This window comes from Pigmentiphaga sp. NML080357, from assembly GCF_002188465.1.
Classification (GTDB): Bacteria; Pseudomonadota; Gammaproteobacteria; order Burkholderiales; family Burkholderiaceae_B; genus Pigmentiphaga.
Window position 1 is genome coordinate 154,696 of the sequence record NZ_NINW01000025.1, and the last position, 11,237, is coordinate 165,932.

Genomic DNA, 11,237 nt, shown 5'->3' on the forward strand with positions numbered 1-11,237 from the left:
CCGAGGACTGAGCTTTGGCTAATGCGAACGCACTGGGCAAGACCGGCAAGTACGGCGACCTGAAGCGCCGGCTGGTCTTCCTGTTGCTCGCCCTGGTGGTGTACCGGATCGGTACGCACATCCCTGTTCCCGGGATCGACCCGGTCCAGCTGACTTCCCTGTTCCACCAGAACCAGGGCGGGATACTGGGCCTGTTCAACATGTTCTCGGGCGGTGCGCTTTCGCGTTTCTCGATCTTTGCATTGGGGATCATGCCGTACATCTCGGCGTCGATCATCATGCAGCTGATGACGGTCATCGTGCCGTCGTTGGAAGCGATCAAGAAGGAAGGCGAGGCCGGGCGGCGCAAGATTACGCAGTACACGCGCTACGGAACGCTGGCGCTTGCGCTGGTGCAGTCGGTCGGCATCTCGGTCGCGCTGGAGTCGCAGCCCGGGCTGGTGGTCGATCCGGGCCTGATGTTCCGGGTCACCACGATGATCTCGCTCGTCACGGGAACGATGTTCCTGATGTGGCTGGGTGAGCAGATCACCGAGCGGGGCCTGGGCAACGGCATCTCGATCCTGATCTTCTCGGGCATCGCGGCGGGGCTGCCCCAGGCGCTGGCCGGGCTGTTCGAGCTGGTCAACACCGGGGCGATGGCCGTGCTGTCGGCGCTGTTCATCGTCGTGCTGGTGGTGCTGGTGACGGCTTTCGTGGTGTTCGTCGAACGCGGGCAGCGCAAGATCGTCGTCAACTACGCCAAGCGCCAGGTGGGCAATCGGGTGTACGGCGGCCAGAGCTCGCATTTGCCGCTGAAGCTGAACATGGCCGGGGTGATTCCGCCGATCTTCGCATCGTCGATCATCCTGTTCCCGGCCACGGTGGTCAGCTGGTTCTCGAGCGGCGACGGCCTGCGCTGGCTGAAGGACCTGGCCGCCGCGCTGTCGCCCGGGCAACCGCTGTACATCACGCTGTACGCCATTGCGATCGTGTTCTTCTGCTTCTTCTACACGGCGCTCGTGTTCAACAGCCGCGAGACTGCCGACAACCTGAAGAAGAGCGGCGCGTTCGTGCCGGGCATCCGTCCGGGCGAGCAGACCGCGCGGTACATCGACAAGATCCTGATGCGCCTGACGTTCACCGGCGCCATCTACATCACGTTGGTGTGCCTGCTGCCGGAGTTCCTGGTCTTGCGTTGGAATGTGCCGTTCTATTTCGGTGGCACGTCTTTGCTGATTATCGTTGTGGTCACGATGGATTTCATGGCCCAGGTGCAGGCTTACGTGATGTCGCACCAATACGATTCCCTGCTCAAGAAGGCGAACTTCAAGGGCGGAAATCTACCGGTGCGGTAACGAGAATATGTCCAAAGACGACGTTATCCAGATGCAGGGCGAGGTCCTGGAAAACCTGCCCAATGCGACGTTTCGTGTAAAGCTCGAGAATGGCCATGTCGTGCTGGGACATATCTCGGGAAAAATGCGGATGAACTACATCCGCATCCTGCCGGGGGATCGTGTGACGGTCGAGTTGACGCCATACGATCTATCACGGGCAAGAATCGTGTTCCGCTCGAAGTAAGCGCCAGGCTTGCCGGGTAAGAATTAGGAGTCAATCATGAAAGTAATGGCATCGGTCAAAGCAATTTGCCGGAACTGCAAGGTCATCAAGCGCAAGGGCGTGGTCCGCATCATCTGCACCGACCCGCGCCACAAGCAACGCCAGGGCTGAGCCCGGGCTAGCACTAAGGTATTCAAGGAAACGTTATGGCCCGTATCGCTGGCATCAACATTCCGCCGCATCAGCACACCGAAATCGGTCTGACGGCTATCTTCGGCATTGGCCGCTCGCGCGCTCGCAAGATCTGCGAAGCCGCCGGCGTGCCGACCGACAAGAAGGTCAAGGATCTGAACGACGCCGAGCTCGAGCGTATCCGCGAACAGGTAAATGCCGTCACCGTCGAGGGCGACCTGCGTCGTGAGATCCAGCTGTCGATCAAGCGTCTGATCGACCTTGGCTCCTACCGTGGTTTCCGCCACAAGCGCGGCCTGCCCGTGCGTGGCCAGCGTACCCGCACGAACGCCCGTACCCGCAAGGGCCCGCGTCGCGCCGCGGCTGCGCTCAAAAAGTAAACGGCTGATACCCAGTCAAGGATTCAGAAATGGCGAAATCCCCCTCCAGCGGCGCCCAGCGCGTTCGCAAGAAAGTCAAGAAGAACGTTTCGGACGGCATCGCGCACGTCCACGCGTCCTTCAACAACACCATCATCACGATCACGGATCGCCAGGGCAACGCGCTGTCGTGGGCCACGTCGGGCGGCGCCGGCTTCAAGGGCTCGCGCAAGTCCACGCCGTTTGCGGCCCAGGTCGCTGCGGAGTCGGCTGGCCGCGTGGCGATGGAATATGGCATCAAGACGCTGGAAGTGCGCATCAAGGGCCCCGGCCCCGGCCGCGAGTCGTCGGTTCGCGCCCTGAACGCGCTCGGCATCAAGATCTCCAGCATCGCCGACATCACGCCGGTGCCGCACAACGGCTGCCGTCCGCCGAAGCGTAGAAGGATCTAAGCCCACCCCCTACCCGCTGCGCGGGCCCCCTCAAGGGGGCGGCACTGGCGGACCGGCGGAGCCGGATCCGCTGTGCCCTGGGTCGGTTGGCTCGTTGCCCGTTGTGCAACATTGCCTGGGGCTGCCGGAGTTGGGCTTGGACCTGATTTCGGGGAAGGGTGCAAAGCGCGGTAGAATTGTGGGCTTTGCTGTTTGCAGTACGCAGTTTTTATTGTTTGATGGGGGCGCAGCCGGCGTGGGCTGGGTGCGCCGAGTAAGACCACCGTTTGCCGCGTTCTGGTTCATCGAACGTAAATGACCAAGGCAAACTCCTCGCCATGCGTGTGCATGGCCTGACAGAGAAAAGGATACATCGTGGCACGTTATATTGGCCCCAAGTGTAAGCTTTCCCGCCGCGAAGGCACGGACCTCTTCCTGAAGAGCGCCCGGCGTTCGCTGGATTCCAAGTGCAAGCTCGAGAGCAAGCCCGGCCAGCATGGCCGCACCTCGGGTGCTCGCACGTCCGACTACGGCCTGCAGCTGCGCGAGAAGCAGAAGCTCAAGCGCATGTACGGCGTGCTGGAAAAGCAGTTCCGCAAGTATTTCGAAGAAGCCGATCGCCGCAAGGGCAACACCGGCGAGAACCTGATCCAGTTGCTCGAGTCGCGCCTGGACAACGTGGTGTATCGCATGGGTTTCGGCTCGACCCGCGCCGAAGCGCGCCAGCTGGTCAGCCACAAGGCCCTGCTGCTGAATGGCCACACCGCCAACGTGCCGTCCATCATCGTCAAGCCGGGCGATGTGATCACCGTGCGTGAAAAGGCCAAGAAGCAAGCCCGTATCCAGGAAGCGCTGCAACTGGCCTCCAGCCAGGGTATCCCCCAGTGGGTCAGCGTCGACATGACCAAGCTCGAAGGCACCTTCAAGCAGGCCCCGGATCGCGCCGACGTCGCCCGCGACGTCAACGAATCCATGGTCGTGGAACTCTACTCCCGTTAATCGAACAAAGGCGGCGGAAAAAACGCCGCCGGCTTGTAATCCCCCCGGGGCACTGCGGATCCGGCTTTGCCGGTCCGCCAGTGCCGCCCCTCGAGGGGCGCGCGTCAGCGCGTAGGGGTGGGCCATTCCTCCACCAGCCTTATCGGTGTAACGAGCCGAGGGTATTGATAAGGAAGATTCATGGCGAATGCCGCATTTCTGAAGCCACGCAACATCGACGTCGAGACCATCGGCCCGAATCACGCCAAGGTGATCATGGAGCCGTTCGAGCGCGGCTATGGCCATACGCTGGGCAACGCGCTGCGCCGCATCCTGCTGTCCTCGATGGCCGGCTATGCGCCCACGGAAGTCCAGATCACCGGCGTCGTGCACGAGTATTCGGCCATCGACGGCGTGCGTGAAGACGTGGTCGACATCCTCCTGAACCTGAAGGGTGTCGTGTTCAAGCTGCACAACCGCGACGAAGTCGTGCTGACCCTGCGCAAGCAAGGGCCCGGCGTCGTCACCGCCGCGGACATCGAGGTCTCGCATGACGTCGAGATCATCAATCCCAACCACGTCATCGCCAACCTGACGGACAACGGCCGTCTGGAAATGCAATTGAAGGTGGAGAAGGGCCGCGGCTACGTGCCGGGCAACCTGCGCAGCTTCGCCGACGATCACGCCCGCACCGTGGGCCGTATCGTGCTGGACGCTTCGTACAGCCCGATCCGCCGTGTGAGCTACACCGTCGAAAGCGCCCGCGTGGAGCAGCGTACCGACCTCGACAAGCTGGTGCTCGATATCGAGACCAACGGCGTGATCTCGCCCGAGGAAGCCGTGCGCCAGTCGGCTCGCATCCTGATGGACCAGTTGTCGGTGTTCGCCGCGCTGGAAGGCTCGACCGAGACCATCGAGGCGCCCGCCCGCGGCACGCCGCAGATCGATCCGATCCTGCTGCGCCCGGTCGACGACCTCGAACTCACGGTGCGCTCGGCCAACTGTCTGAAGGCCGAGAACATCTACTACATCGGCGACCTGATCCAGCGTACCGAGAACGAGTTGCTCAAGACCCCGAACCTGGGCCGCAAGTCGCTCAACGAGATCAAGGAAGTCCTGGCTGCCCGCGGCCTGACCCTGGGCATGAAGCTGGAAAATTGGCCTCCTCTGGGCCTGGAAAGGCCGTAGGGGCCCCCCCTACGCGCTGACGCGCGCCCCCCCCAGGGGGCGGCACTGGCGGACCGGCGGAGCCGGATCCGCTGTGCCCTGGGTAGCGAAGCTTTTTTCGTTACGTAGTTGTAGTACCAAGAATTTTTCCACCGGCCCGCGGCGTGTTGCCGATAGAAGAGCTGGAAACCCGCGGCACCGCCGCTTTTAGATTCATAAAGGAAGTCATCATGCGTCACCGTCACGGTCTCCGTAAACTGAACCGCACCAGCAGCCACCGCCTGGCCATGTTCCGCAACATGGCTGTCTCGCTGCTCACGCACGAAGCCATCAAGACCACCCTGCCCAAGGCCAAGGAACTGCGCCGTATCGTCGAGCCGCTGATCACGCTGGGCAAGGAACCCACCCTGGCCAACAAGCGCCTGGCGTTCGCCCGCCTGCGCGACCGTGACCTGGTGGTCAAGCTGTTCGCCGACATCGGCCCCCGCTTCAAGGATCGCAACGGTGGTTACACCCGCATCCTGAAGATGGGCTTCCGCCAAGGCGACAACGCTCCCATGGCCTACATGGAGCTGGTCGACCGCGCGCCCGAGGCGGAAGAAGCCGCGGAATAGTAGAGCCCCCCCTACGCGCTGCGCGCGCCCCCCAGGGGGCTCTACTTACGGACCGGCAAAGCCGGATCCGCGGCGCCCCGGGTCGAACCGGGTGCTGGCGTGACACGGAATCCCCATCCAGCGGTGAGCTGTATGGGGATTTTTCATGTCAGTCGCGATAGCCCAGGATGGCCTTGACCTCCAGGTACTCCTCGAATCCGAACACCCCGAACTCGCGGCCGTTGCCGGACTGCTTGTAGCCGCCGAAGGGCAGGCTGCGGTCGAAGGGGGCGCCGTTGAGATAGACGCGGCCGGCGCGGATCCGATTGGCGACCCGGCGGGCCCGGGCGGGATCCGTGGATTGGACGAAACCCGCCAATCCGAACGGCGTGTCGTTGGCGATCGCTATCGCCTCTTCTTCGGACTCGTAGCTCATGATCGACAGCACGGGGCCGAAGACCTCCTCCCGCGCGATCCTCATCTGCGGCGTCACGTCGCCGAATACCGTGGGGCGGACGTAGTAGCCGCGGCGAGTGCCGTCCGGCTGCCCGGTTCCCCCGGCCACCAGCGTCGCGCCCTCCTCCAGGCCGGACCGGATGAGCGCCTGGACCTTGTCGAACTGTGCCTGGCTCACCAACGGGCCCATGGTGGTCGCCGGATCGAGGGGATCGCCCAGGCGTATGGCGTCGACGGCTTCGCGCGCAGCCTGGAAGGCCGCTTCCCGCTTGGCGCGCGGAATGAGCATGCGCGTCGGAGACTGGCAGTTCTGCCCGGCGTTGGTGTAGCAGGCGTGGACGCCGGCGATCACCGTGGTTTTCAGGTCGGCGTCGTCGAGGATGATGTTGGCGGACTTTCCGCCCAACTCCTGGGCGACGCGCTTGACCGTGTCGGCCGCGAGCTTGGCGACTCTTATGCCGGCGGTCGTCGAGCCGGTGAAAGACACCAGGTCGATTTCCGGGTGCGAGGCGATCGCCTCGCCCACCGTGGGGCCGTCGCCGTTAACGAGGTTGAAGACGCCTGCAGGCAGGCCCGCGTCGTGGACGATCTCCGCAAACATCATGGCGCTCAGCGGCGCTATCTCGCTGGGCTTGAGGACGACGGTGCAGCCGGTTGCGAGCGCCGGGGCGACCTTGGAAGCGACCTGGTTCAGCGGCCAGTTCCACGGCGTGATGAGTCCGCATACTCCTATGGGTTCGCGCCGGACGATGCCGTTCCCCATGCGCAACTCGAACGGGTACTCGGCAAGCACGCGTGCGGCCTCTTCGAAATGGAAGAGCGCGACGGTCGCCTGCCGCTCGGTGGCGAACGTGATGGGCGCGCCCATCTCCAGGGTCATCATCCGCGCCAGTTCAGGCAGGCGAGCCCGAAAGCCTTCGATGATCTTCCGAAGCCAGGAGAGCCTGTCTTCGACGCTCGTTTCCGAATAGGTTGCAAAGGCCCTGCGGGCCGCCTTGGCCGCGCGGTCCACGTCCTGCGCCGAGCCGAGGCTGATGTGCGCGAAAGCCTCCTCGGTGGCAGGGTTGACGACGCCCAGGGTCGACGGGACAGCCGGGGCGACCCAGGCACCGTCAATATAGAACTTCAAGGTTTCCATCGTTCTCCACTCTCGATACCCGCCTGGCGGCGCGGCGTTCGACCGCCACGCCCTTCGTTTGCTCCGATGGCCGGCATGTGACGCCGGCCGCCGGAGTCATTCGACCGAGATCTTGGCCGCCTCGACGATCCGCTTCCACTTCGCCGCCTCGGACGCCATCAATTGCCTGAGCTGCGCCGGCGTCCCGGACAATGCAGTCATCCCGAGCGAGGCCAGCTTGGCCTTGCCTTCGGGGGAACTGGTGTACTGGTTGATTGCCTGGTTCAGCGACGTGACGATGGACTCGGGAAGGCCGGCCGGGCCGACCATGGCGCTCCAGACGGTGGCTTCGAGCTTGACGCCTTGCTCGTTGGCCGTGGGCACGTCCGGCAGGCCCGAGAACCGGGCTTTCGAGGTGACGGCCAGGGCCTTCAGCTTGCCGGCCTGGATCTGGGGGATCAGGGACGTCACGGGGGTCGAAACGCCCGCCACCGAGCCGCTCAGCGCGCCGGCCATCGCGGGCGCATCGCCCTTGTAGGGAACGGATTGGAATTCGGCACCGGTATTGATCCGAAGATACTCGACCGCCAGGTGTCCGATGGTGCCGTTGCCCGGATTGGCGATGGACAACGCCTGCGGCGCCGATTTGCTCAGCGCGACCAGTTCGCTCAGGGTCGAGGCCTTTACCGACGGGTTGACGGCGATCATCAGCGGAATTTCGCCAACCAGCGCGATCGGCGACAAGTCTTTCTCCGGATCGAACGGCATGGGGTTATACAGCGACTTGTTGTTCGCCAGCGGGCCGGAGGTCGCCAGGCCCAAGGTATAGCCGTCCGGCGCCGACTTGGCGACGAAATCCACGCCGATGTTTCCGCCGGCGCCGGCCCGGTTCTCGACGATGAACTGCTGGCCATAACGGGCGCTCAGGTGCTGCGCAACCTGGCGGGCCACCAGATCGGAGCTGCCGCCGGGAGCGAACGAGGCAATGATGCGAACAGGCTTGTTCGGCCAGTCGCCCTGGGCCTGGACGGCGCCCGGCAGCAGCGGGAGCAGCCCGGCTGCCAAGGCGAGGGCGCGGGGGAATGCGGCCATCTTCATGGTTGTCTCCGGATAGTTTTTGTTCCCGCAGTCTCCTTCGTATCGGTAGCAGGTACAACGCCATTTTTCCGAGTTTTCGGTCAATGAAAACTGCTGCAATGCGGTCGGCACCGGGAGGGTCGTCAGCGCCGGGCGGGACGGACAGCCGATATTCCTTGCCGCGGAATCCGGTGTATGGTTGTTCCGCGGCTTGAACGACACGTTACGGACAAGGGGCAGCCATGGCACGTCTTACGGCGGAAGATTTCCATCCAGCCTTGCTGGAGCTCTACGATTACTACGTCCACGGGCGGATATCCCGGCGCGAGTTCCTGGACCGGGCCGGCAGGTACGCGGTCGGCGGGCTGACTGCCGCGGGCATCCTGGCCGCCCTGAGCCCCGACTATGCGCTGGCCCAGCAGGTGTCTTTCACCGATCCGGACATCGTTGCCGAGTACGTCACCTATCCCTCGCCCAAGGGCCATGGCTCGGTGCGCGGCTATCTGGTTCGCCCGGCCAGGGCGGCAGGCAAAGTGCCCGGGGTGGTGGTCGTGCACGAGAACCGCGGCCTGAACCCCTATATCGAGGACGTCGCGCGGCGCGTGGCGAAGGCCGGGTTCCTGGCCTTGGCGCCCGACGGACTGAGTTCCGTGGGGGGATATCCGGGCAATGACGACAAAGGCAGGGACCTGCAGCGGCAGGTCGACCCCGCCAAACTCATGAACGATTTCTTCGCCGCCATCGAATTCCTGATGCGGGGCGACATGACGACAGGAAAGGTGGGCATGACCGGCTTCTGCTACGGCGGTGGCGTTGCCAATGCGGCTGCCGTGGCCTATCCCGAACTGGCGGCCGCGGTGCCCTTCTATGGCCGGCAAGCCAAGCCGGAGGACGTGCCCCGCATCCGGGCGCCGTTGCTGCTCCACTACGCCGAGCTGGACAAGGGCATCAACGAGGGATGGCCCGCCTACGAGGCGGCGCTCAAGGCGGCGGGCAAGACCTACGAGGCTTACGTCTACCCGGGCGTCAACCACGGGTTCCACAACGACTCGACACCGCGCTACGACGAGGCGGCGGCCAAGCTCGCGTGGGAACGTACCGTAGGCTGGTTCCGGCGCTATCTCGGCTAATGATGTCAGGCGCGGGGAGCCGATGCTAGCGGGTGCGGCTCCTTCAGGTGCGCAATATCTGGCCTGGAGCAGCCGCCCATGCGGGGGACATCGGCGGGTATCGCTTTATTCCGGCTTGACGCCCGCCATCTCGACCGCGGTACGCAGGATGGACACGTCGTCGCGCAGCGCGGCGCCGAACTCCTCTGGCGTGCTGCCGATCACGCTCCAGTGCTGCTCCTCTATCTTGGTGCGCACGTCCGGCTGCTTGAGCACCGCGCGAAAGGCCTCGGCGAGTTTCGCGACGATGGGGGCCGGCGTGCCCGCGGGAGCCACGAATCCCATCCAGTTGCCGAAGGGACGGAAGTCCGGAAAGGTTTCGGTAATGGCGGGTACGTCGGGATGCAGCGGATGGCGCTTGGGCGTCATGAACGCCAGCACCTTCACCTGGCCTTCTTTCCATTGGCCCAGCAGGCTGCCCACGCTCAGTATCGTCGCATCGAGCCTGCCTGCCAGCAGTTCGATCGAGATCGGCCCCGCGCCCTGGTAGGGCACGTGCAGCATGTCGACGTGGGCGGCCGCCTTGAACTGTTCGCCCAGCAGGTGATTGAACGAACCGTTGCCCACGCTGGCGTAGGTCAGCTTGCCGGGATGGCGCTTGAGGTAATCGACGAATTCGCGCGTGGTGTTCACCGGGAGCTTGGCGCTGACCATGAGGGCGACCGGGATGTCGGCGATCGCAGTGATGGGAACGAAGTTCTTGAGCGGATCGTAGGGCAGGTCCTTGCGCAGGTAGCTGTTGAGCAGGAATGCCGAGGTCGTCGTCAGGTGGATGGCATAGCCGTCGGGAGCCATGCGGGCGGCGTAGCCGGTACCCACGATGCCGTTGGCACCCGGACGGTTCTCGAACACGAGCGGCTGGCCCAGGATCTTGCCGGCACGGTCGGCAATGAGGCGGCCGATGGCGTCGACCGGCGAGCCCGTCGGATAGGGGAACACGACGTGGATGGGCTTGCTGGGGTAGGCCTGGGCGGCCGCCGTGAGCGGACCGGCGGTGCAGAGCAGCGCGCCCAGCGCGCGGGTGAGCAGTCGGAAGGCTTGTCTCATCGGTGATCCTCGAGGGGCGGATGGTCGCCGGGATGCATGGCCCCGGCATGTCGGACAGCGCCGTGGCGGTCTACGCCCGGCGCTGGGTGGGGGGCCTCGCCGCGCAGGCATGCGCGCAGTGCGAGGCAGATCTCGTCGTTGGCCCGGCGCGCGGCGGCGGAGGCCTCGAAGAACCCGAAGAATGGGTGGAACATATCGCCGTAGCGCAGCAGCCGGACGGCGACTCCCGCGGCGCGGAGCCGCTCGGCGTAGGCGACGCCTTCTTCCTGCAGGGGGTCGTGCCCCGCCACCGCGATGACGGTGGCGGGCGACCGGGCGACGCTGGGGGCGCGCAGCGGCGATGGGGGGAAGGCGGCGGACTCGCCGCTGCGCGTCCCCATGTAGAGCCGGGCGATCTCGCGCAGGTCGGAAGGGCTTAGCATCGGATAGTCCCGGCCCGGCTGCGCAAGACGACCGGGGTCGCGCGCCATGTCCAGGCCGGGCACGATGAGCAGTTGGGCCGCGAGCGGCGCGGCACGGTCGCGGCACAGCAAGGCCGCGCTGGCCGCCAGGTTGGCGCCGGCGCTTTCGCCCGCCACCGCCACGCGATCGGGGTCGCCGCCGAGATCCGTGGCATGTGCCAGCGCCCAGCAGGTCGCGGCGAGCGCGTCGTCATGCGCCGCCGGGTAGGGATGCTCGGGGGCCAGCCGGTAGTCCACCGATACGATGACCGCATCCACGTCGCGGCAGAGTTTGCGCGCGATGTCGTCCATCAATTCGACGCTGCCGAGCACGAAGCCGCCGCCGTGGAAGAACACCACGGTGGCGTGGGGGCCGGTGGAGGCCGGCCGGTAGATCCGGACCGGTACCCGGCTGGGTCCGGTTCCGGCGTTCGTGTCTTCGACCTTGCGGACGGCGGGAACGCCATGGCGCTGGCGCGCCGACAGGATGGCGCGCGCGAGCCGCTCCCGGGCTTGCGCGGCCTCCCCCGAGAACGGTGGGGGTGCGCCGTTGGCGCGCATCGCGGCGACGATGGCGGCCAGGTCCGGATCCAGTGGCTGCAGCGTGCTCATCGGAGTGTCTTCCTGTCGCTGCGCGACATCCTCCCCGAGGGAGGGAGCGCGCCCTTC

At 65.3% G+C, this 11,237-nt stretch carries 13 protein-coding genes; 9 read left to right on the plus strand and 4 right to left on the minus strand.

Annotated elements, in window-relative coordinates:
- Positions 1-14: 14 nt before the first annotated feature.
- The 8 genes from secY (at position 15) to rplQ (ending at position 5,283) form a co-directional block, all read left to right on the plus strand.
- Positions 15-1,337, plus strand: a complete 1,323-nt coding sequence (gene secY / locus CDO44_RS09700) for a preprotein translocase subunit SecY (protein ID WP_087780025.1) — start codon at positions 15-17, stop codon at positions 1,335-1,337.
- Positions 1,338-1,344: 7 nt separating this feature from the next.
- The gene (infA, locus tag CDO44_RS09705; protein WP_087780026.1) at positions 1,345-1,563 is read left to right on the plus strand and encodes a translation initiation factor IF-1; all 219 of its coding nucleotides are present in this window, start codon (positions 1,345-1,347) and stop codon (positions 1,561-1,563) included.
- A 36-nt stretch (positions 1,564-1,599) separates the two neighbouring features.
- Positions 1,600-1,713, plus strand: a complete 114-nt coding sequence (rpmJ, locus tag CDO44_RS09710; protein WP_087780027.1) for a 50S ribosomal protein L36 — start codon at positions 1,600-1,602, stop codon at positions 1,711-1,713.
- A gap of 35 nt (positions 1,714-1,748) precedes the next feature.
- Positions 1,749-2,114, plus strand: a complete 366-nt coding sequence (gene rpsM / locus CDO44_RS09715) for a 30S ribosomal protein S13 (protein ID WP_087780028.1) — start codon at positions 1,749-1,751, stop codon at positions 2,112-2,114.
- Positions 2,115-2,143: 29 nt separating this feature from the next.
- Positions 2,144-2,545 carry a 30S ribosomal protein S11 gene (rpsK, locus tag CDO44_RS09720; protein WP_087780029.1) on the plus strand — a complete coding sequence of 134 codons (402 nt, stop codon included), beginning with the start codon at positions 2,144-2,146 and terminating at the stop codon, positions 2,543-2,545.
- A 354-nt stretch (positions 2,546-2,899) separates the two neighbouring features.
- Positions 2,900-3,523: a 30S ribosomal protein S4 gene (rpsD, locus tag CDO44_RS09725; RefSeq protein ID WP_087780030.1), complete on the plus strand. Its 624-nt coding sequence runs from the start codon at positions 2,900-2,902 to the stop codon at positions 3,521-3,523.
- A gap of 180 nt (positions 3,524-3,703) precedes the next feature.
- A complete protein-coding gene (gene rpoA, locus CDO44_RS09730; protein WP_087780031.1) occupies positions 3,704-4,690 on the plus strand; it encodes a DNA-directed RNA polymerase subunit alpha in 987 nt (328 codons plus the stop codon).
- Between the two features lie 209 nt (positions 4,691-4,899).
- Positions 4,900-5,283, plus strand: coding sequence for a 50S ribosomal protein L17 (gene rplQ / locus CDO44_RS09735; RefSeq protein WP_087780032.1), 384 nt, complete (start codon positions 4,900-4,902; stop codon positions 5,281-5,283).
- 148 nt (positions 5,284-5,431) lie between these two features.
- On the opposite strand, the gene CDO44_RS09740 is transcribed toward rplQ, so the two are convergent.
- Both CDO44_RS09740 and CDO44_RS09745 read right to left on the minus strand, forming a co-directional pair.
- Complete coding sequence (locus CDO44_RS09740; RefSeq protein ID WP_087780033.1) at positions 5,432-6,856, minus strand: aldehyde dehydrogenase family protein; 1,425 nt, start codon at positions 6,854-6,856, stop codon at positions 5,432-5,434.
- A gap of 96 nt (positions 6,857-6,952) precedes the next feature.
- Positions 6,953-7,933 (minus strand): tripartite tricarboxylate transporter substrate binding protein, encoded by a 981-nt coding sequence (locus CDO44_RS09745; protein ID WP_087780034.1) that lies wholly within the window; start codon positions 7,931-7,933, stop codon positions 6,953-6,955.
- Between the two features lie 221 nt (positions 7,934-8,154).
- On the opposite strand from CDO44_RS09745, the gene yghX reads away from it, so the two are divergent.
- A complete protein-coding gene (gene yghX / locus CDO44_RS09750; RefSeq protein ID WP_087780035.1) occupies positions 8,155-9,042 on the plus strand; it encodes a YghX family hydrolase in 888 nt (295 codons plus the stop codon).
- A 105-nt stretch (positions 9,043-9,147) separates the two neighbouring features.
- On the opposite strand, the gene CDO44_RS09755 is transcribed toward yghX, so the two are convergent.
- On the minus strand, positions 9,148-10,128 hold the full coding sequence (locus tag CDO44_RS09755; RefSeq protein ID WP_158213248.1) for a tripartite tricarboxylate transporter substrate binding protein: 981 nt from the start codon (positions 10,126-10,128) through the stop codon (positions 9,148-9,150).
- Positions 10,125-11,180 (minus strand): alpha/beta hydrolase, encoded by a 1,056-nt coding sequence (locus tag CDO44_RS09760; RefSeq protein WP_087780037.1) that lies wholly within the window; start codon positions 11,178-11,180, stop codon positions 10,125-10,127. Before CDO44_RS09760 ends, CDO44_RS09755 begins: the two co-directional genes overlap by 4 nt.
- Positions 11,181-11,237 lie beyond the last annotated feature (57 nt).